Origin of the sequence: Streptomyces viridifaciens, assembly GCF_001888885.2 — a bacterium.
GTDB lineage: Bacteria > Actinomycetota > Actinomycetes > Streptomycetales > Streptomycetaceae > Kitasatospora > Kitasatospora aureofaciens.
The window spans coordinates 430,812-449,890 of record NZ_CP090841.1 but is presented as its reverse complement, the minus strand read 5'-3'; the positions used below and the strand labels follow the sequence as shown (position 1 = coordinate 449,890).

Genomic DNA, 19,079 nt, shown 5'->3' with positions numbered 1-19,079 from the left:
GGGACGGCCCCGGAAACCGGTGGCCCCGGCCCGCCCCCCGCTGGCATGCTGGCCGCGTGGACCGACCCCAGATCTGGCTCGACTTCGCCCCTGAGCTGCACCTCTTCGTCTCCGCGCCCCGGCGGGCCGGCCGTACGGCGCTGCGCACCGACGGCACCTCCACCCTCGGCCACGTGGTCGAGTCCCTGGGCGTCCCGCTCACCGAGGTCGGCGCCCTGCTGGTGGACGGCCGGCCCGTACGCGACTCGCACGTCCCGGCCGACACCGAGCACGTCAGCGTCGAGGCGGTGGCCCGTCCGCAGCCCTCGCCCGCCCCGCCGCGCTTCCTGCTGGACGTCCACCTCGGCACCCTCGCCCGCCGCCTGCGCCTGCTCGGTGTGGACGCCGCGTACGAGAACCCGGACATCGGCGACGCCGCCCTGGCCGCCCGCTCCGCCGCCGAGCAGCGCGTCATGCTCTCCCGCGACCGCGGCCTGCTGCGCCGCCGCGAACTGTGGGCCGGCGCCTACGTCTACAGCCACCGCCCCGCCGAGCAACTGCGCGACGTGCTCTCCCGTTTCGCCCCGCCGCTCGCACCCTGGAGCCGCTGCACCACCTGCAACGGCACGCTGCGTACGGTGAGCAAGACCACCGTGCGTGAGCAGCTCCACGACGGCACCGAGCGCTCCTACGACGCCTTCGCCCAGTGCGCCGACTGCGGCCAGGCCTACTGGCGCGGCGCCCACCACGCCCGTCTGGAATCCATCGTGACCGAGGCCGTGCGCGAGTTCGGGGGCGTCCCGGGGTAGTCCGGGGCGCTCCGGGGTAGTGGCAGCCAGGGGAGCAACAGCCTCGGGGAGTGAGGAACTCCGTCACACGAGAGGCCGGGTCGTCGGATGAACGAACACCCCGTACCGCCTGTCCACCGACCCTTCGAGAGCGCCGGGACCGCTGACGCCCCGGTGGTGACCGCCCCGGACGGCGCCGCGGTCCGCCCGCTGCTGGTGCTGGACGGTCTGGGCAGCCTCGCGGTCTTCGAGCTCGCCCCCGGGCAGGTCACCCGCGCGGTGTCGCACGCCACCGTGCAGGAGCTGTGGCAGGTCACCGCGGGCAGCGGCGAACTGTGGCGCCGCCAGGACGGCCGGGAGGAGACCCTCCGGCTCACGCCCGGAACCGCGGCGTCGATCCCGCTGGGCACCGCCTTCCAGTTCCGGGCCGACCCTGACACCGACGGGCCCCTGCGGATCACCGCCGTCACCATGCCGCCCTGGCCGGGCACCGACACCGAGGCGCGCCCCGAGCAGGGCCCCTGGAGGGCGACCGTCCGCTGAGCGGGTGGTCAGAGCCCGACCAGGCCGAGCACCCAGGTGTGGGTGGTGTAGCTGCCCATCCGGGTCGGGTGGCGCTCGACGAGCGTCGCGTTCAGGCCCTCGGCCGTCCGGCGCAGCCCACCGGTGAAACGGTGCTGCTCCTCCGGGGCCAGCGGGAGCAGTTCGGCGAGCACGGCGTCGTCCAGCTCCCGCCCGACGGCGCGCAGCACCCCCGCGTCCAGGACCAGCAGGGTGCCATCGGGCAGGGCCAGCGGCTCCGGTGCCTGGGGGTCGGTCAGCAGCGGGCCGCGCTCGACCGCTCCGCCGGGCAGCAGCCGCACCACCCGGCTGCCGGTGGGGCGGCGGCGGTCCGTCTCGACCACGCGCAGGCCGTCGCCGACCACGTAGTGGCCGTAGCTGCGCCAGGAGTCGACCACCGCGCCGTCCCGGTCGTGGGCCCAGGTGTCGAAGGCGCCGTAGCCCTCCAGGCCGAGGACGAACCGCCCGCCGCCGACCGCCGCGCCGCGCTCGCCGCGCAGCTCGGCGACCGGAGCGCCGTCGGCGAGGTCCAGCAGCAGGGCCGGACCGAGGTGGCCCCGGGTGGTGTACTCGAAGGAGTCGGTGGTGACCAGCACCCGGCCGGCGGAGATGTGCGCCGCGTTCGGCCGCCCGGGGCAGGGCTGCCGCCAGCGGACCAGACCGCTCGGGTCGACGCAGCTGAGCTCGCCGTCCCGGCCGTGCACCTCCCAGCCGTCCCGCCGGGCCAGCGGCCCCTCCGGGCGGCCCTGCGGACGTCCGCCGGGCGTGCGATGGTGGTGCATGACCGTGACCCGCCAACTCCCCATGACCCGGATGCTAGCGGTTGACCGTGAACCGCGGGGGCCGTTTCGACGGTGCCGGGGGAGCCCCGACGGCGGACAATCTCCCCAGGAGCCGAGGAGGAGGCCACCGGTGGAACCCGCCGAGTTCGAGGTGATGATCGAGATCCCGCAGGGGTCGCGGAACAAGTACGTGATGGACTTCGACGCGGGCCGGATCCGCCTCGACCGCACGCTCTTCACGGCCACCCGCTACCCCGCGGACTACGGCTACGTCGAGGGCACCCTGGGCGGCGACGGCGAGCCGCTGGACGCCCTCGTCCTCGGCGGCGAGCCCGCCGTGCCGGGCTGCGTGCTCACCTGCCGGGCGGTCGGCATGTGGGTGATGCGCGACGAGCGCGGCCCGGACCAGAAGATCCTCTGTGTGCCGGCCCACGACCCGCGCTACGCCGCCCTGCGGGACATCGGCGACCTGCGCGAGTACGACCTGCTGGAGATCACCCACTTCTTCCAGGTGTACAAGGACCTCGAACGCGGCAAGTCCGTCGAGGGCTCGCACTGGGCCGGCCGCGAGGCGGCCGGCACCGAGATCGCCGAATCCCGCGCCCGAGCGACGGGCACCCGCTTCGCCCGCCCGGCCTGAAGGTGTGCCCGGTGCGGCGGATCCGGTCCGGTGGCCCGGCCCACCAGGATCCGGCGGGCCGGACCGCCGGTACCCGTGGGGCGGGCCGCCGCGGAGCCGGTTGGCTGCCGGCCGTGCCGCCGTTGCTCAGAGCCCCGCGCAGTTCAGAGCCCCGCGCTGTTCAGAGCCGTGCGCTGTTCAGAGCCGCGCGCTGCGCAGGATCGCGCCGACCTCGTCGGAGATCGCGGCCTCGTTGTGCTCGAACTCCGGTGAGGTGACCTGGTCCTGCTGGTCCGGCAGGCCGTCGAGGACAGGGGTGTGGAGGTGGCCGCCGGGCAGGTCGGGGGCGAGGTCGAGGCGCAGCCGGTTGGAGCGGTAGGCGACCTCGTTGGAGAGGTAGCCCCCGCCGCCTCCGGCCACGGCGCGGGAGCCGGGGGTGGGCCCGTCGGTGCGCTGGACCGGGGCGGTGGCGCCGGCGGGGATCTCGACGACCGGGGTGTTCAGCAGGACGGGGTAGGGCTGCTGGACGGCCGTCATGGCATCGGCGGGCAGGGTGGTGCGGATGAACTGCGGGCCGGCGGCCAGGCCCGGGGCGTCCACCGGGTGGAAGGCGGTGCCGCCGGAGAGCGCGCCGACGTTGTCGGTGGCCGGGTCGGCGGAGCGGGCGCGCCCGGCCCAGGCCTCCAGGGTGAACGTGCCGGGGTAGCCCTGGCTGATGCTGGTGATCAGGTCGGCGGACTGCGGGCCGCCGGGCCGCAGGTGGGGGCCGAAGGCGCGTTCCACGATGCCCTCGTCGAAGTCCCCGTAGCGCACCGGCAGGACGACCGCCCGCACCTCGGCGGTGCTGCCGTCGGCGAGGGTGATCCGCCGGCCGTCCAGTTGGAGGACGGCCGCGCCGGAGGGGTTGGCGCGGCGCGGCTCGGTGTCCAGGCCGTACGGGTCGAAGCCGCTGATGAAGATCCGCCGGATGCCGGAGGCGGAGTCCGGGCCGGACTCGTCGAAGCCGTCGTCCAGGCCGCGGGAGGCGTCCTCGAAGCGGGCCCGGAGTTCCGCCCGGTCGACGCCGAACCCCGGCTGCCAGCGGGCGAGTTGGACGGTCATGGCGAGCCGGGTCCAGTACAGCGGGCGGTCGTCGAGGGCGGGCAGCTCGCCGGCGGGCCGGCGGCCCTGGGCGCGGTCGAGGCCGGCCCGCCAGAGTTTGCGGCCCCAGGCGTCCACCACCCGCTGGGCGCGGTGGGCGGTGTGGGCGGAGCAGAGCGCGGCGGGGAAGCCGTGGAGCAGGTCGTCCAGGCCGGAGCGCTCGGTGAAGACGGAGGTCCGGGCGTCCTGGAGGCGGGCCTGTTCGGCGTCCGGCGACGCTGTGGTGACGGTTCGGCAGCCGGCCGGTGCGGCCTGGGCGGCGGCCGGGGCGAGCAAGGCGGCGAGGGTTCCGGCGAGGGCGGTGGCCAGGGTGGCGGCACGGCGAATGTTTGTCATGGACTCCGACAATAGGTACGGCACTGACGCCCCGCCAGGGTGCCTGCCCGCGCCCCGTAGGCTGACCGGGTGACACCCCTCGACCCGACCGTGAAGTCCCTGCTCATCGACCCCTACGGCACCTACGCCGAACTGCGCGCCGAGGCGCCCGTCCAGCGGATCGTCGGCCCGGACGGGCTGCCCGTCTGGCTGGTGACCCGCTACCCGGACGTCCGCCAGGCCCTCGCCGACCCGCGCCTCGCCCTCGACAGGGCGCACGCCGCGCCCGGCAACTACCGGGGCTTCGCGCTGCCGCCCGCCCTGGACGCCAACCTTCTCAACATGGACCCGCCGGACCACACCCGGATCCGCCGCCTGGTCGCCCAGGCCTTCACCCCGCGCCGGATGGCCGCCCTGCGCGCGCCGATCGAGCGCGTCGCCGAGCAACTCCTCGACGCCGTCGAGGACACCGCCGGGCCCAGCCGCCGCGTCGACCTGCTCGCGCGCTACGCCGCGCCGCTTCCGATCACCGTCATCTGCGACCTGCTCGGCGTCCCCGAGGACGACCGGCACGACTTCCGGGCCTGGACCGACACCCTGATCACCCCGGACCCGGACCGCCCCGAGCAGGCCCGCGACGCCGTCAGGGCGATGCTCGCCTTCTTCACCGGCCTGATCGGGCGCAAGCGCGCCGAGCCGGCCGACGACCTGCTCTCCGACCTGATCGCCGTCCGGGACGAGCAGGACCGGCTGAGCGAGGAGGAACTGACCTCGCTCGCCTTCCTCATCCTCTTCGCGGGCTACGAGAACACCGTCCACCTGATCGCCAACGCCGTGCTCGCCCTGCTCACCCACCCCGAGCAGCTCGCCACGCTGCGCGCCGAACCGGAGCTGGTCGCGGGAGCAGTCGAGGAGTTCGCCCGCTTCGACGGACCTGCCCCGCTGGCCATCCGCCGCTTCCCGCGCGAGGACGTCACCATCGGCGGCGTCACCGTCCCGGCGGGGGAGACGGTGCTGCTCTCGCTCGCCTCCGCCAACCGCGACCCCGAGCAGTTCGGCGAGCCCGACCGGCTCGACCTGCGCCGCAGGGAGAACGGCCACCTCGCGCTCGGCCACGGCATCCACTACTGCCTGGGCGCCCCGCTGGCGCGGATGGAGACGGCGCTCGCGATCACCGCCCTGCTGCGCCGCTTCCCCGCGCTGGCCCTGGGCGTCCCGGCCGAGCAACTGCGCCACCGGCCCACCATGAGGGCCCGTGGCCTGCTGGAACTCCCCGTCCGCTTCTGATCGAGGTCCCGGGAACCGGTGTGGCATCTACAGCGTTGTCGTGGTCGAACAGCGTGATTCGGACGGTGGTGGAGGAAACCCCATGAGTGTGGCCCTGACGAAGGGCGGCAACGTCTCCCTGAACCGGCAGGCGCCCGGCGTGCGGTCCGTCCGGGTCTGCCTCGGCTGGACGGCCGGCCCCGGGTACGACCTGGACGCCAGCGCCCTGCTCTGCGGGGCGTCCGGAAAGGTCCTCACGGACCAGCACTTCGTCTTCTTCAACAACCTGCAGAGCCCGGACGGCGCGGTGCGTCACCTCGGCGCCGACGGCGGGGGCGGCGAGGGCGAGGACCGGGAGCGGATCGAGGTCCGGCTCGCGGACGTCTCGGCCGACGTGCAGAAGGTCGTCTTCGCGGTGGCGATCTACGATGCGGCGCAGCGCCGGCAGGCCTTCGGGCAGGTGCGCGGCGCGTACGTCCGGCTGACCGACGCGGACGGCGGCGCCGAGGTGGCCCGCTACGACGTGACCCCGGAGACGGGCAGCGAGACGGCGATGGTGTTCGGCGAGCTCTACCGGAACGGCGCGGACTGGAAGTTCCGCGCCGTCGGCCAGGGCTACGCCTCGGGGCTAGCGGGCATCGCCACCGACTTCGGCGTCGACGTCCTCCAGCCGGCGCCGGCCGCCCCCTCGGCCCCGGCGTCGGCCCCGGCCCCCGCGCCGCTGCCCCCGATGCCGGCGGCAGCGCCCGCCGCCGTCGTCCCCGCCGTTCCGAAGACCCAGCCAGCTACAGGGAGTTCGCCCGTGACGTGTTTCTTCGACCCCACCCACGGCGTCGGCTCGGCCGTGGTGCTGTGGCAGCCGCAGTGGGGCGTGCCGCGCCAGGTCGAGACCTGCGCGGCCTGTGCCCAGCGGGTGCAGACGACCGTCCCGCCGTTCTACACCCCGCAGCAGGCGGGCTACCCGCAGCAGCAGGTCCAGCCGCACGTGCCCGCCCAGCAGCAGGACCAGGGCGGCCGCCGCTTCGGGACCGGCGCCATGCTCGGCGCCGGTGCCGCCGGTCTGGTCGGCGGCATGCTGCTCAACGAGGCGCTGAGTGACGACGAGCCCCAGGTGGTCGTCAACAACTACTACGAGGACGACGACGACTCGTTCTTCTGAGCGTCGTCGCCACTCCTCCTGCTCCCTCCCAACGGCCGGAACCGACGTACCGGTTCCGGCCGGTCCGGTCAGCCGACGACGACCGCCATCTGCCCGTAGGTCGCTGGAGCACATGCGGGAGACCTACGAGACCGACCCGCTCGATGAGCCTCCCATGCCGAACGGCCGCACCACGCAACCGCGTTGTGCGGCCGTTCCGGTACCCGGCCGTGCGGCCGGGCCCGTTCAGGGCTCCTGGCGCCGGTACGCCCCCGCCCGGGCGGCGGCCTCGGCGGCGGCCGCGGCGCGGTCGGCGGCCGGCTCGTCGAGCGGCTCGGCGGTGGTGAGCATCCGGTAGTAGAGCGGCGCCGAGACGGCCCGGATCACCTCGAACGGGTCGGTGTCCGGCGGGAGTTCGCCGCGTTCGACGGCCTCGGTGACGCACGGCGCCCATTCCTCCACCCGGCGCCGGTAGAAGTGCCGCAGGGCCTCGGCCGTCCCCGGATCGCCGTTGGCGGCGACGATGACGGCCCGGAACAGCGCGCCCTGCCGAGGGTCCGCCAGGGTCCGCCGGACCAGCCGGGCGTTGGCCCGGAGGTCCTCGGCGAGCGAGCCGCTGCGGGAGCGCGGCAGCGACTGCTCGGCCATGTCGGTGAGCAGGTCGGCGACCAGGGCGGTGGTGCTGCCCCAGCGGCGGTAGACGGTGGTGCGGCCGACCTCGGCCCGCTGGGCGAGGTCGGCGAGGTCGAGGCCGCCGAAGCCGTGCTCGACCAGGGCGTCCTCGGCGGCCCGCAGGACGGCGGCGCGGACCCGGGCGGTGCGGCCCCCCGGGCGGACGGTTCCGGGCGTCCCGGGTCTCTCGGGCGTGCCCGGCGTCCCGGGCGCGGCAGGGGCGGCGGACGCGGCGGCTTCAACCGGCTCGGCAGCCATTAACGGGATTCCTGTTCCATTAGTAGGGCGAAGTCTGCTAACTTCGAGACATCCTAACGGAACGGGAGTCCCATTAGGGGCTTCGAGGGGAGAACTGTCATGGCAACCACCATGGAATCCAACGGCATGGAGTACCGCCGGCTCGGCGCATCCGGACTCAAGGTCCCCGCGCTCAGCCTCGGCACCGGCACCTTCGGCGGCCGCGGCCCGCTGTTCGGCGCCTGGGGCACCACCGACGTCCAGGAGGCCCGCCGGCTGCTCGACATCGCCGTCGACGCGGGGGTCACCCTCTTCGACACCGCCGACGTCTACTCCGACGGCGCGTCCGAAGAGGTGCTCGGCCAGGCCGTCCGCGGCCGCCGCGACCGGGTGCTGATCTCCACCAAGGCCGGACTGCCGCTCGGCGACGGCCCGCAGGACGCCGGTACCTCCCGGGCCCGGCTCATCCGGTCGGTGGACGACGCCCTGCGCCGCCTCGGCACCGACTACCTCGACCTGTTCCAACTGCACGCCTACGACGCCGCCACCCCGATCGAGGAGGTACTGGCCACCCTGGAGGACCTGGTCCGCGCGGGCAAGATCCGCTACACCGGCGTCTCCAACTTCTCCGGCTGGCAGCTGATGAAGTCCCTGGACCTCGCCGACCGCCACGGCCGCCCCCGCTACGCCGCCCACCAGGTCTACTACTCACTGGTCGGTCGCGACTACGAGTGGGAGCTGATGCCGCTCGCCCGGCAGGAGGGCGTCGGCGCCCTGGTGTGGAGCCCGCTCGGCTGGGGCCGCCTCACCGGCCGGATCCGGCGCGGTGAACCGCTCCCGGCCGGCAGCCGGCTGCACGACACCGCCGACTACGGCCCGCCGGTCGAGGACGAGCTGCTGTACCGGGTGGTCGACGCCCTGGACGGGATCGCCGCCGAGACCGGCCGCACCGTCCCCCAGGTGGCCATCAACTGGCTGCTGCGCCGCCCGACCGTCTCCTCGGTCATCATCGGCGCCCGCAACGAGGAGCAGCTCCGGCAGAACCTCGGCGCCATCGGCTGGTCGCTGACGGAGGACCAGGTCGCCCGGCTGGACGCGGCCAGCGCCCGTACCGCGCCCTACCCGTACTTCCCGTACCGCCGCCAGGCCGGCTTCGCCCGGCTCGACCCGCCGCTGGCCGGGTGACCCGCCGCCGACCGGTTGACCTGCCGCCGGCCGGTGGGCCCGCCGCGGGGTCCGGTGCCCGGTCAGGCGATGACCTCCTCCACGATCGGGCATCAGCAGGTGCGGCTGCCCCGTCGCCGACTCCGGCCGAACCTGCGACCGTCAATTCCCGGCGCAGGCCTCCGCCTCCGCCAGGTACCGCGCCACCGGGCCCAGCGTCAGCATCCCGCTGGCCGCGCCGGCGTCCTCTGCGGCGGCGCCGCGCAGGGCGGCCGCGGCCCGGGCGGCGCCGGTGCGTTCGCCGAGGCGGACGGCGGCGCGGGCCGTCAGGCACCACAGGGCCTCCTGGAGGTGGTCGTGCGGTGGTTCGGGCGCCGCGGCGAGGGCGGCCCGGGCCTCCGCGGTCCGGTCCTCGGCGAGCAGCACCAGGGGCCGGGTCCAGGGCCGGTACGGTCCCCAGTCGAGCCGCCGGTCGGTGGGCGCCGGCCGGTCGTGCAGCAGGCGCAGCCCCAGCAGGGCGAGCGGGAAGAGCCCGCGGTGCAGCCCCGGCATCCCGGCCGTCCGGAGGGCCTCCTCGGCGGCGCGGTACTCCGCCGCGGCCGTGGCGGCGGTCGGCCCGCCGGGTTCGGTGCTGCGGGCGGCCGTGACCCGGGCGCGGAGCCACCCGGTGAGGACGGGGACGAGCGGCGCCTCGGTGGTGGCGGCGAGCCCGTCGGCCGCCTCGGCGTGGGCGGTCGCGGCGTCCAGTTCGCCCAGAGCCGAGGCGGACTGCAGGCGGACGAGCCGGCCCAGTACGGCGAAGTTCGCCAGCCCGTGCCGGCCGCCCAGGTCGAGCAGCTCGGCGCCGATCCGGTCCCGGACCGGGGCCAGCCCGGGGCGGCCGAAGGACTGCAGGAACACCCCGTTGAGGGCGAAGGCCAGCAGGCCGGGATCGGCCAGGCCCCGGGCCAGCGCCTCGGCCTGCCTGGCCGCCCGCCCGGCGCGCACCGGTTCGGCCCCGGACAGGTCGGCGCTGCGGCTCTCGACGGCGATGGTGGCCAGGAGACGGGCCGACAGGTCGGCGGGCCCGTCGGGGCCGAGCGCGCTCAGGGTGCGCTCGGCGGCCTCCACGACCGCGCGCGACTGTTCGGGGTCGTCGGCCCGGCTCCAGAGCGCGGGCACGTCGTAGGCGCCGATGATCCGGGCGGTCAGCAGGAGGTCTCCGGTGCGTTCGGCCGCCCGGATCGCGGCGAGCCGGTCGCGCCGGGAGTGGACGAGGGCGTCGCCGCCCGCCAGGGCGAGGGTGCGGGCCAGCTCCACGGTGGTGCGCGGGCCGAGCCGCACGCCGGGGCCGGCCCAGGTGGCGCGGGCGGCCTCGCCGGGCGCGGGGCCGTTGAGGATCTCGGTCTCCAGGCGCCGGAGTTCGGCACCCGGGTCGAGCCCGAGCTGGTCGACGAGCATGCTGCGGGCGCGGCGGAGGACGGCCAGGGCGTCGGCCTGGCGACCCGCCCGGTGCAGCGCACGGGCGAGCAGGCCCCAGGCCGGCTCGCGCCACGGGTGTTCGGCGACGTGGGCGCCCAACTCGGCGACGAGCTCGGCCCCCTGCCCGGAGTCGAGCAGAATCCGGGCGCGCAGTTCCACCGCCTCCAGCCGCAGCTCCTCCAGTCGGGCGCGCTCGCGCTGCGCCCAGGCGGAGTCGGGCACGTCGGCATAGGCGGGCCCGCGCCAGGCGGCGAGCACCGCGCCGAGTTCGGCCACCGCGCCGGGGTCGCGCCGGGCGCGGGCCAGGGTGTCCTGGAACCGGTGGGCGTCCACGTCCTCGCGGGGCAGGCGCAGCGCGTAGCCAGGGCCCTCGGTGACGAGGACGCGCGGCGCGTCGCGCGGCGGACGGTCGGGTTCGAGGGCGCGGCGCAGCGCGGCGACGAAGGTCCGCAGGGCGCCCACGGCGCGGACCGGAGGGTCGGTCCACAGGTCGTCGACGAGGGTGTCGGTGGTGACCATCCGGCCCTCGGCGGCGACCAGCCGGGCCAGCACCTCGCGGTGGCGGGGGCCGCCCAGCTCCACCGGGCTGCCGTCGTCGCGGAGGGCCCGTACGGCTCCGAGCACGTCGATTCGCATGCCCCCATCCTCGGTGCCGGGGGTGGGCCGTGCCGAACCGCACTGATCGGTTGCTGATCGCGGTCGCCCACGCTGGTCGGGTCGGTTCCCGGCCCCGGTTCCGGCCCGAGCCTCCCGGCCCCGGCCCCCGGTTGCCGACGCCCAGTCCCAGACCCGAGAGGACGCCCCCCATGGCACCCACCATCCCCGGCTTCGACCACCTCCGCCTGCCCGGCGCGGACGGGGTGCAGCTGACCGCCGCGGTCGGCGGAAACGGCAGCGGAAGCCCGGTCGTGCTGCTGCACGGCTTCCCCCAGACCCACCTGATGTGGCGGCACGTCGCCGAGCGGCTCGCCGACGAGCACACGGTGATCTGCCCCGACCTGCGGGGCTACGGCGCCAGCGACAAGCCGGCCGGGACCGGCCCCGAGGTGTACGCCAAGCGCACCATGGCCGCCGACGTGGTGGCCCTGGCGGCCGCGCTCGGCCACGACCGCTTCGCGCTGGTAGGCCACGACCGGGGCGCCCTGGTCGCCTTCCGGGCCGGGCTGGACCACCCCGATACCGTCACCCACCTGGGCATCCTCGACGTCGTACCGACGCTCGACATGTGGAACGTCCTGCACGGGGTGTCAGCGGCGGTCGGCTACCACCTGTACCTGATGGCGCAGCCGCCCGGCCTGCCGGAGACGATGATCGCGAACAGCGCGGACGCGTTCTTCGGTTCCTTCCTCGACGCCTGGGCGGACGATCCGGCCGCCCTGCCGCCGGAGGTCCGGGCCGAGTACCTGCGGGCGAGCGCCGCCGCGGTGGCCTCGATCGTCGCGGACTACCGGGCCTCGGCGGGCGTCGACGTCCGGCACGACCAGGCGGATCTGGACGCCGGGTCCCAGCTGGCGATGCCCGTGACGGTGGTCCAGCAGGACTGGGGAGCGCAGCTGGGTTACGACGCCGCCGCGGTGTGGCGGGCGTGGGCGCCGGACCTGGACCACCGGCTGACCGGTGCGGGGCACTTCATGGCGGAGGAGGCGCCCGAGGAGATCACCTCGGCCGTCCGGGACCTGCTGGCCCGCTGACCTGCCCGGCCAGACCCTGGCGCCGTCCTTCGCGCGGGCGCCGGCCTGGGCGTGGAGGAGGCGGTCGCCGTCGCGGCTGAGGCAGCCCCGGGTGGCCGTCCGGTCGAAGACCGGCTCCAGGACCTCGGGGGACCCGCTTGCGGGCGGTGACCAGGTCAAGGTCGGAGTGCCCGACGGCCGCGGCGTGCCGGGCGACCTCCATCAGCGCCCAGGCCCGGCGACCGACCCGGGTGTCGGCGTCGCCGTCGATGCCGCGGACGGTGTCCGGGTCCACGCCGCGCGCTCCGGGTGGGTACGGACGGGCCTCCCGGCTCGACGGGCCCGGGCCGCGGCGGACCCGGGTGGCGGCCCGCTGGGGGCCGGGCGAGGATGAGCCGGAGCAGAGCCAGGACCAGTCGGGACCAGTGCCCGGACCCCGGGAAGAGGCCCCATGACCTCCCAACCCTCCCGCGACGCGGAGAAGCCGCAGCCGCCCGGTGCCACCGCCGCCGGTGGGCGGGCCGAGGCCCGGCGCTGGCGGGCGCTGACGATCTGCCTGGTCGCCGGATTCATGACCCTGCTGGACGTCAGCATCGTGAACGTCGCGCTGCCCACCGTTCGGGCCGGGCTGCACATGTCGAACAGCGGACTCCAGTGGGTGCTCAGCGGCTACGCGCTCGCCTTCGGCCTGGTGCTCGTCCCCTCCGGGCGGCTCGGCGACGCCCGCAGCCGGCGCGCCGTCTTCCTCGCCGGGCTCGCCCTGTTCACCGCCGCCAGCGCGCTGGCCGGGGCGGCCCAGGACCAGGAGTGGCTGGTGCTGGCCCGGCTGTTCCAGGGCGCGGCCGGCGGGGTGCTGGTGCCGCAGGTGTCCGGCTTCATCCAGACCCTGTTCGAGGGCGCCGAACGCGGCCGGGCCTTCGGCGCGCTCGGCGCCACCATCGGACTGTCCACCGCCGTCGGGCCGCTGCTCGGCGGACTGCTGATCCACCTGTTCGGCCCGCAGGACGGCTGGCGCTGGGTGTTCCTGGTCAACCTGCCGATCGGCGTCGTCGCCCTGCCGATCGCCTACCGGCTGCTTCCGCCGCCCCGCCCGGCCGCCGAACGGGCCGGCCACCGCGACTTCGACCCGGTCGGGGTGCTGCTGCTCGGCGCCGGCACCGTCGCCCTGCTGCTGCCCTTCGTCCAGGGACAGCAGTGGCACGGCCCGGCCCGCTGGCTGCTGCTGCCGCTGGCGGCCGTGCTGCTGACCGCCTTCGTCGGCTGGGAGCTGCACTATGCCCGGCGGCACGAACCGCTGGTCAGCATGGCCCTGTTCGGGGTGCGGCCGTACGCGGCGGGGGTGCTGCTGTCGCTGGTGTACTTCGCCGGGTTCACCGCGATCTTCTTCATCTTCACGCTCTACCTCCAGGCGGGCCTGCACTACTCGGCGCTGACGGCGGGCCTGGCGGTCACCCCCTTCGCGGTCGGCTCGGGCGTGGCCGCCGCCGTGGGCGGGCGGCTGGTCAGCCGGCTCGGACGCCGGCTGGTGGTGCTCGGGCTGCTGCTGGTGCTGCTCGGCCTGCTGGCCTCAGCCCTGGCCGTCCAGCTGTGGTCCGGACCCTCGGTGGGCTGGACGACCCTCGGCCCGCTGCTGGTCGCCGGGGTGGGCAGCGGCCTGGTGATCGCCCCCAACCAGACGCTCACCCTCCAGCACGTGCCGCGCGCCCGCGCCGGCAGCGCCGGCGGGGTCCTGCAGACCGCCCAGCGGGTCGGCTCGGCCGTCGGCATCGCCGTCGTCGGCTCGGTCTTCTTCGCCCACGCCGCAGGACCCCACCCCGACTGGGCCCTCGCCTTCCAACTCGCCGACACGGTCGCCTCGGGCCTGGTCCTCGCGGCGCTGCTGGTGGCCCTGGCCGACGAGTGGGCGAACCAGCGGGAGAACGCTGGGCGCACCCAAGTTCCGTGACACCTTGTCCCGTCGGATAATCCGGGTGGACGGAAGCGGTGGGAGGTGCGGCATGACGGATGCCCGGGCGGACTTCCTGGCGGCGGCCGGCGCGGCCGAGGCGCTGCTGCGGCGGACGGAGGTGGCCGAGGGGTGGGCGCGGCCGAGTGCGCTGGCGCAGTGGAGCGTGGGCGGCCTGGCCGGGCACCTGGCGTACCAGGTGCTCTGCGTGCCGGAGGTGCTGGCCGCCCCGGTACCGGTCGAGGAGACGGTGGGGCTGCTGGAGCACTACCGCCGGTCGCGGTGGATCGGCGCCGGGGTCGAGGCCGAGATCAACGTGCGGATCCGGCAGGGCAGTGAGGCGCTGGGGGCCTCCGGCCCCGCGGCGTTGAGCCGGCGCGTCTCCGGCACGCTCGCCGGGCTCCCGGCCGTCCTCCTGGGCGAGGACGGCCGCCGGCCGGTGCGGCTGCCGTTCTGGGGCGCCTGGTCGCTGACGCTGGACGACCTGCTGGCCACCCGGACGATGGAGCTGGCCGTCCATGCGGACGACCTCGCGGTCAGCGTCGGTGCGCCGACCCCCGAACTCCCGCCGGGGACGGCCGAGTCGGTGATCGTCCTGCTGACCCGGCTGGCGGTGCGCAGGCACGGCCAGGTGAGCGTGCTGCGGGCGCTCAGCCGGGCCGAGCGGGCGCCGGGCAGCATCGCGGCCTTCTGATCACTCGCGGCCGTCCGACCGTCAGTGGTCGCGGCGCTGGATCACCACCGTCGCGATGGCCACCGAGGCGAGCGCCCACACCCCGTACGTGGTCCAGGCGCCCGCGACGGTGGCCGGGTAGTCGGTCGGCCGCATGCCCGCCAGGGTGATCCGGGCCAGGCGCTGCCAGGCGGGAAAGGGCAGGGCGTGCAGCAGGTCGGCGGTCCAGCGGTAGCGCTCGGTGACCAGGGACGGCAGGAAGAACAGCACCACCACGGTGCCCACCACCGCGCCCGCACTGTGCCGGATCAGCGTGCCGAGGCAGAGCCCGACCAGTCCGCACACCGGGGCGAACAGCGCGGCGGCGGCCACGTACCGCAGGGCCGTCGGGTCGCTCAGGGACTGCCCGATGCCCCGGTCGGCCAGGATCGCCTGGGTGAGGCCGAAGGAGACGCCCGCGGTGACCGTCCCGAAGCCGAGCAGCACCGCCGTCAGCACCGCCGCCTTGGCCAGCAGCACCGCGCGGCGGTCGGGGACGGCGGCCAGGGTGGTGCGGATCAGCCCGGTCGCGTACTCGCCCGCGATGACGATCGCTCCCAGGCCGCCGCCGACCAGCATCAGGATGTCGGCGGAGGCCGTGATGAAGGAGTCGTCCAGCGCGACCTGCGCCATCACCGCCGGATCGCCGTCGCCCGGCGTGTAGTGGTCGTGGGTGTACTGGGCGGACTTGAGATCGGCGGCGACGACGAGCAGCGTGGCGAGGCCGAGCACCCAGGGGATCGAGCGCAGCGACCAGAACTTGAGCCACTCGGCGGCGAGCAGGTCGCCGAAGCGGTGGCGGCGAACGGGGGTCGGGAGGGTGGCGGTGCTCATCGGGGCTCTCCGGCGAGGTATTCGACACTGTCGGCGGTCAGTTCCATGAAGGCCTCCTCCAGGGAGGCGCCGCGCTCGGTCAGGGCGTACAGCAACAGACGCTGTTCCAGGGCGAGTTCGCCGATACGGCCGGCGTCCAGGCCGGTGACGTCGAGGCTGCCGTCCGGGCCGGGGCGTATCTCGGCGCCGGCGGCGCGCAGCACGGCGGTCAGCCGCTCGGGTTCGGCGGCGCGCACGGTGACGGCGGCCCGGCCGGCCCGGGCGGCGAACTCGGTGAGGCTCTCGTCGGCGATCAGCCGTCCGCGGCCGATCACCACCAGCCGGTCCGCGGTGTGCTCCATCTCGGCCATCATGTGGCTGGAGACGAAGACCGTCCGGCCCTCCGCGGCGAGTCGGCGGAACAGCCCGCGCACCCACAGCACGCCCTCCGGGTCAAGTCCGTTCAGCGGCTCGTCGAAGAGCAGGACGGGCGGGTCGCCGAGCAGGGCGCCGGCGATGCCCAGGCGCTGCTTCATGCCCAGCGAGTAGCCGCCGATCCGCCGACCGGCGGCGTCGGTGAGTCCGACCTCGGCCAGCACCTCCTCCACCCGGCTGCGCGGGATCGCGTTGCTGCGGGCCAGCACCCGCAGGTGGGCCACGCCGGTGCGTCCGCCGTGGACGTCGCCCGCGTCGAGCAGCGCGCCGACCTCTCGCAGGCCGCGCGGCAGCCCGCGGAAGGCCCGGCCGTCGACGGTGACGGTGCCCGAGGTGGGGTCGTTGAGGCCGAGGGCCATCCGCAGGGTGGTGGACTTGCCCGCGCCGTTGGGGCCGAGGAAGCCGGTGACGTGGCCGGGGCGGACGGTGAAGGTCAGCCGGTCGACGGCCGTTCGGCGGCCGTAGCGCTTGGTCAGTTCGTTGACTTCGATCATGGGCACCACGGTGCCGGGGGAGCCCCGGCCGCCGCATCGGACCGGTGTCGACACCGCGGGTCTGCCCCGGTCGTACAACCACGGTTGGATGACGGCGCCCACCCCCGTCGTTACGATCTTGAACCATGCCCGCTACACCCACGCCCCCGTTGATCCGGCGCCTCCCGCCCGAGGCCTGGGTCGCCCTCGCCTGGTGCGTGGCCGTCGCCTATCCCGCCCTGGCGCTCCGCGACACCGGATGGCGGCAGTACGGCGGCGCCGCCGCGCACGGCGGCCTGCCGTTCACTTTGGGTGATACGGCAATAGCCTTCGCCGGCGCCGCGCTGGTGCGCCGGGTACCGGTGCTCTCGGTCGCCGTGCTGCTGATCGCCACCTGGACCGAGACCGACGGCTGGGCCGCCAAGCACCAGGTGCCCCCCACCGCGTTGCTCGCCGTGGACGTCGCGCTCTTCGTGATCACCGCCCGAGGGACGCGTCGAAGTTCGCGCGCCGCCTTCGCTCTGGTGATGACCTTCCTGGTCCTGCACATCGGCATGGTCCCGGGCAACACCGTGGGCGTCTTCACCGGGACCCGCATCGGCTCGGCCGACGGCGCCGCGCTGCTCGCCCTGGTCGCCTGGCTGGCCGGGCGCTCGCTGCGGCAGAACCGGGAACACGCCGAAGCCCTGAGCAGCAGGGCCGCCGTCGAGGCGGTGACCGCCGAACGGCTGCGGATCGCCCGGGAGATGCACGACACCGTCGCCCACAGCCTCGGAATCGTCGCCCTCCAGGCCGGCGCCGCCCGCCGGGTGATCCACCGCCGGCCCGAGCGGGCCGAGCAGGCGCTGGGCGAGATCGAGGCCGCCGGCCGGGAGACCCTGGCCGCGCTGCGCCGGATGCTGGTCGCTCTGCGGCAGGCCGACGGCGAGGTGTCGGACACCGTCCCGCACGGCCTGGCCGACCTCGACCGGCTGGCCGAGACCACCACCGCGGCGGGTGTGCGGGTCGAGGTGCGGCGCTCGGGTGAACCGGGGCCGCTGCCACCGGAGATCGACCTCTCGGCGTTCCGGATCATCCAGGAGTCGGTCACCAACGTGGTGCGCCACGCGGAGGTTCGCGACTGCCTGGTGACCGTCGGCCGTACCGCGGGGGAGCTCTCCGTCGAGATCACCGACCGCGGCCGGGGCCACGGCGCCGCGCCCGGCAGCGGCTTCGGGCTGGCCGGGCTGCGCGAGCGGGTCGCCCTGCTGCTCGGCGAGTTCGAAGCCGGGCCGCGCCCGGACGGCGGCTTCCGGGTCGCCGCCCGGCTGCCGATCCCCGGGGAGGAGACCGCATGATCCGCGTCGTACTGGCCGACGACCAGCCGCTGGTACGGGCCGCCCTGGAGATGGTGATCACGGAGACGGCGGACGTCGAGGTGGTCGGCGAGGCGGGCGACGGCGCCGAGGCCGTCCGGCTGGCCGCCGAACTGCGGCCGGACGTCGTGGTGATGGACATCCGGATGCCCGGCACCGACGGCATCGAGGCCACCCGGCAGGTGACCGCCGCCGGCGGGCCGACCAGGGTGGTGGTGCTCACCACCTTCGACGAGGACGAGCACGTGTACGCGGCGCTGCGCGCCGGGGCTTCCGGCTTCCTGGTCAAGGACATGGCGCTGGACGACATCCTCGCCGCGGTGCGGGTGGTCGCCGCGGGGGACGCGCTGATCGCGCCGAGCGTCACCCGGCGGCTGATCGGAGCCTTCGCCGGGCAGCACCCGAAGCTGAACCCGAACCCGGCCGCGGTCCCGGCGTCGCGCCGGCTGGACGCGATCACCGACCGGGAGCGGGAGATCCTCACTCTGGTCGGCCGGGGCCTGTCCAACACCGAGATCGCCGCCGAACTGGTCCTCAGCATCGCCACCGTGAAGACCTACATGACCCGGCTGCTGGCCAAACTGGACGCCCGCGACCGGGTCCAACTGGTCATCCTGGCCTACGAGACGGGCCTGGTCTCCGTCCCCGGCTGACCGGGCCCCGTGGTGCGCCGATCAGTTCTTGACGGCCACGCCCGCGTACATCGCGATGTCCCGGTCGCGGATCGCCGGGGCGTCGGCGTCCGGCCGCCAGTGGTGGACCAGGGTGACGCCCGGGTCGAGCAGTCGGTAGCCGTCGAAGAAGGCCTCGGTCTCCGCCTTGTCGCGGATCTGCAGCGGGATGCCGCGGGCGTTGTACTCCCGGCCGACGCCGCCCACACCGACCGGGTCGGTGTCCCCGGTGAACACGGTGAGGGCGAGGAAGCTGCCGGGCGCCAGGGTGTCCATGAAGCGGCGCACGATGCCCTGCGGGTCGTCCTCGTCGAGCACGAAGTGCACGATGGCGATCAGCGAGAGCGCCACCGGCTGCGCGAGGTCGAGCACCTCGCGCAGCCGGGGGTTGCCCATGATCGACTCCGGGTCGCGGAAGTCGGCCTCCACGTAACAGGTGCGGCCCTGGGGCGTGCTGGACATCAGGGCCCGGGCGTGGGTCAGCACGATCGGGTCGTTGTCCACGTACGCGACCCGGGCCTCGGGGGCGATCGTCTGGGCGATCTCGTGCACGTTGGGCGAGGTGGGGATGCCGGTGCCGATGTCCAGGAACTGACGGACCCCGTACTGCTCGGTGAGGTGGCGCACCGAGCGCTGCATGAAGTCGCGGGTGGTGCGCATCGAGATCGGCAGCGCCGGCCAGGCCTGCACCGAGGCGTGGGCGGCGGCCCGGTCCGCCTCGAAGTTGGTCTTTCCGCCGATGAGGTAGTCGTAGACCCGGGCCGAGTGCGGCACGTCCATCCGCAGATCGACCGACGGGTGTTCCTCGTTCGTCACGCTCGTGCTCCCCGTAGCTGGGCATCCGTCACGGGCCGCCGCGAAGGTTGGCCTTGGTGCGCATGGT

The 19,079-nt window shown here is 75.1% G+C and carries 18 protein-coding genes; 11 read left to right on the top strand and 7 right to left on the bottom strand.

All coding sequences use genetic code 11. From position 1 onward, the window contains the following. The first annotated feature begins 56 nt into the window (after positions 1-56). The gene (locus BOQ63_RS09520; RefSeq protein WP_030289752.1) at positions 57-788 is read left to right on the top strand and encodes a Mut7-C RNAse domain-containing protein; all 732 of its coding nucleotides are present in this window, start codon (positions 57-59) and stop codon (positions 786-788) included. An 87-nt stretch (positions 789-875) separates the two neighbouring features. After that, the gene (locus BOQ63_RS09515) at positions 876-1,310 is read left to right on the top strand and encodes a cupin domain-containing protein (protein ID WP_050366373.1); all 435 of its coding nucleotides are present in this window, start codon (positions 876-878) and stop codon (positions 1,308-1,310) included. 8 nt (positions 1,311-1,318) lie between these two features. Here BOQ63_RS09515 and BOQ63_RS09510 read toward each other — a convergent pair whose 3' ends face one another. Next, on the bottom strand, positions 1,319-2,134 hold the full coding sequence (locus BOQ63_RS09510; protein ID WP_191093540.1) for a hypothetical protein: 816 nt from the start codon (positions 2,132-2,134) through the stop codon (positions 1,319-1,321). 130 nt (positions 2,135-2,264) lie between these two features. Between BOQ63_RS09510 and BOQ63_RS09505 the strand changes: the two genes are divergently transcribed. Beyond that, the gene (locus tag BOQ63_RS09505) at positions 2,265-2,750 is read left to right on the top strand and encodes an inorganic diphosphatase (protein WP_030289749.1); all 486 of its coding nucleotides are present in this window, start codon (positions 2,265-2,267) and stop codon (positions 2,748-2,750) included. Between the two features lie 177 nt (positions 2,751-2,927). Here BOQ63_RS09505 and BOQ63_RS09500 read toward each other — a convergent pair whose 3' ends face one another. Further along, positions 2,928-4,205: a pyroglutamyl-peptidase I gene (locus BOQ63_RS09500; protein WP_072654052.1), complete on the bottom strand. Its 1,278-nt coding sequence runs from the start codon at positions 4,203-4,205 to the stop codon at positions 2,928-2,930. 69 nt (positions 4,206-4,274) lie between these two features. Between BOQ63_RS09500 and BOQ63_RS09495 the strand changes: the two genes are divergently transcribed. Further along, positions 4,275-5,471 (top strand): cytochrome P450 family protein, encoded by a 1,197-nt coding sequence (locus BOQ63_RS09495; RefSeq protein ID WP_030289747.1) that lies wholly within the window; start codon positions 4,275-4,277, stop codon positions 5,469-5,471. Between the two features lie 82 nt (positions 5,472-5,553). Further along, on the top strand, positions 5,554-6,609 hold the full coding sequence (locus tag BOQ63_RS09490) for a TerD family protein (RefSeq protein WP_072654051.1): 1,056 nt from the start codon (positions 5,554-5,556) through the stop codon (positions 6,607-6,609). Positions 6,610-6,834: 225 nt separating this feature from the next. On the opposite strand, the gene BOQ63_RS09485 is transcribed toward BOQ63_RS09490, so the two are convergent. Then, positions 6,835-7,518, bottom strand: coding sequence for a TetR/AcrR family transcriptional regulator (locus BOQ63_RS09485; RefSeq protein ID WP_030289745.1), 684 nt, complete (start codon positions 7,516-7,518; stop codon positions 6,835-6,837). A gap of 126 nt (positions 7,519-7,644) precedes the next feature. On the opposite strand from BOQ63_RS09485, the gene BOQ63_RS09480 reads away from it, so the two are divergent. Further along, a complete protein-coding gene (locus BOQ63_RS09480) occupies positions 7,645-8,682 on the top strand; it encodes an aldo/keto reductase (RefSeq protein WP_030554212.1) in 1,038 nt (345 codons plus the stop codon). 141 nt (positions 8,683-8,823) lie between these two features. On the opposite strand, the gene BOQ63_RS09475 is transcribed toward BOQ63_RS09480, so the two are convergent. Then, positions 8,824-10,758, bottom strand: coding sequence for an AfsR/SARP family transcriptional regulator (locus tag BOQ63_RS09475; RefSeq protein WP_150475779.1), 1,935 nt, complete (start codon positions 10,756-10,758; stop codon positions 8,824-8,826). 170 nt (positions 10,759-10,928) lie between these two features. Here BOQ63_RS09475 and BOQ63_RS09470 point away from each other — a divergent pair, with 170 nt between their 5' ends. The 3 genes from BOQ63_RS09470 (at position 10,929) to BOQ63_RS09460 (ending at position 14,431) form a co-directional block, all read left to right on the top strand. Beyond that, positions 10,929-11,813 (top strand): alpha/beta fold hydrolase, encoded by an 885-nt coding sequence (locus BOQ63_RS09470; protein ID WP_030289742.1) that lies wholly within the window; start codon positions 10,929-10,931, stop codon positions 11,811-11,813. Positions 11,814-12,243: 430 nt separating this feature from the next. Continuing rightward, positions 12,244-13,737, top strand: coding sequence for an MFS transporter (locus tag BOQ63_RS09465; RefSeq protein WP_030554219.1), 1,494 nt, complete (start codon positions 12,244-12,246; stop codon positions 13,735-13,737). 52 nt (positions 13,738-13,789) lie between these two features. Beyond that, a complete protein-coding gene (locus BOQ63_RS09460) occupies positions 13,790-14,431 on the top strand; it encodes a maleylpyruvate isomerase N-terminal domain-containing protein (protein ID WP_030554221.1) in 642 nt (213 codons plus the stop codon). 21 nt (positions 14,432-14,452) lie between these two features. Here BOQ63_RS09460 and BOQ63_RS09455 read toward each other — a convergent pair whose 3' ends face one another. Both BOQ63_RS09455 and BOQ63_RS09450 read right to left on the bottom strand, forming a co-directional pair. Further along, positions 14,453-15,283 carry an ABC-2 transporter permease gene (locus BOQ63_RS09455; protein ID WP_030289739.1) on the bottom strand — a complete coding sequence of 277 codons (831 nt, stop codon included), beginning with the start codon at positions 15,281-15,283 and terminating at the stop codon, positions 14,453-14,455. Then, positions 15,280-16,191: an ATP-binding cassette domain-containing protein gene (locus BOQ63_RS09450; RefSeq protein WP_072654049.1), complete on the bottom strand. Its 912-nt coding sequence runs from the start codon at positions 16,189-16,191 to the stop codon at positions 15,280-15,282. Before BOQ63_RS09450 ends, BOQ63_RS09455 begins: the two co-directional genes overlap by 4 nt. 125 nt (positions 16,192-16,316) lie before the next feature. On the opposite strand from BOQ63_RS09450, the gene BOQ63_RS09445 reads away from it, so the two are divergent. Both BOQ63_RS09445 and BOQ63_RS09440 read left to right on the top strand, forming a co-directional pair. Next, positions 16,317-17,507: a sensor histidine kinase gene (locus tag BOQ63_RS09445; RefSeq protein WP_072654048.1), complete on the top strand. Its 1,191-nt coding sequence runs from the start codon at positions 16,317-16,319 to the stop codon at positions 17,505-17,507. Continuing rightward, positions 17,504-18,178 carry a response regulator gene (locus BOQ63_RS09440; protein WP_030289737.1) on the top strand — a complete coding sequence of 225 codons (675 nt, stop codon included), beginning with the start codon at positions 17,504-17,506 and terminating at the stop codon, positions 18,176-18,178. Before BOQ63_RS09445 ends, BOQ63_RS09440 begins: the two co-directional genes overlap by 4 nt. Positions 18,179-18,199: 21 nt before the next feature. On the opposite strand, the gene BOQ63_RS09435 is transcribed toward BOQ63_RS09440, so the two are convergent. After that, positions 18,200-19,012, bottom strand: coding sequence for an SAM-dependent methyltransferase (locus tag BOQ63_RS09435; protein ID WP_030289736.1), 813 nt, complete (start codon positions 19,010-19,012; stop codon positions 18,200-18,202). Positions 19,013-19,079: the final 67 nt, after the last annotated feature.

Coding starts and splice junctions, on each gene's coding strand:
- BOQ63_RS09440 (WP_030289737.1), top strand. CDS start 17,504: ATGATCCGCGTCGTACTGGCCGACGACCAGCCGCTGGTACGGGCCGCC.
- BOQ63_RS09460 (WP_030554221.1), top strand. CDS start 13,790: ATGACGGATGCCCGGGCGGACTTCCTGGCGGCGGCCGGCGCGGCCGAG.
- BOQ63_RS09510 (WP_191093540.1), bottom strand. CDS start 2,134: ATGGGGAGTTGGCGGGTCACGGTCATGCACCACCATCGCACGCCCGGC.
- BOQ63_RS09500 (WP_072654052.1), bottom strand. CDS start 4,205: ATGACAAACATTCGCCGTGCCGCCACCCTGGCCACCGCCCTCGCCGGA.
- BOQ63_RS09485 (WP_030289745.1), bottom strand. CDS start 7,518: ATGGCTGCCGAGCCGGTTGAAGCCGCCGCGTCCGCCGCCCCTGCCGCG.
- BOQ63_RS09475 (WP_150475779.1), bottom strand. CDS start 10,758: ATGCGAATCGACGTGCTCGGAGCCGTACGGGCCCTCCGCGACGACGGC.
- BOQ63_RS09465 (WP_030554219.1), top strand. CDS start 12,244: ATGACCTCCCAACCCTCCCGCGACGCGGAGAAGCCGCAGCCGCCCGGT.
- BOQ63_RS09450 (WP_072654049.1), bottom strand. CDS start 16,191: ATGATCGAAGTCAACGAACTGACCAAGCGCTACGGCCGCCGAACGGCC.
- BOQ63_RS09455 (WP_030289739.1), bottom strand. CDS start 15,283: ATGAGCACCGCCACCCTCCCGACCCCCGTTCGCCGCCACCGCTTCGGC.
- BOQ63_RS09480 (WP_030554212.1), top strand. CDS start 7,645: ATGGAGTACCGCCGGCTCGGCGCATCCGGACTCAAGGTCCCCGCGCTC.
- BOQ63_RS09515 (WP_050366373.1), top strand. CDS start 876: ATGAACGAACACCCCGTACCGCCTGTCCACCGACCCTTCGAGAGCGCC.
- BOQ63_RS09445 (WP_072654048.1), top strand. CDS start 16,317: ATGCCCGCTACACCCACGCCCCCGTTGATCCGGCGCCTCCCGCCCGAG.
- BOQ63_RS09505 (WP_030289749.1), top strand. CDS start 2,265: ATGATCGAGATCCCGCAGGGGTCGCGGAACAAGTACGTGATGGACTTC.
- BOQ63_RS09470 (WP_030289742.1), top strand. CDS start 10,929: ATGGCACCCACCATCCCCGGCTTCGACCACCTCCGCCTGCCCGGCGCG.
- BOQ63_RS09490 (WP_072654051.1), top strand. CDS start 5,554: ATGAGTGTGGCCCTGACGAAGGGCGGCAACGTCTCCCTGAACCGGCAG.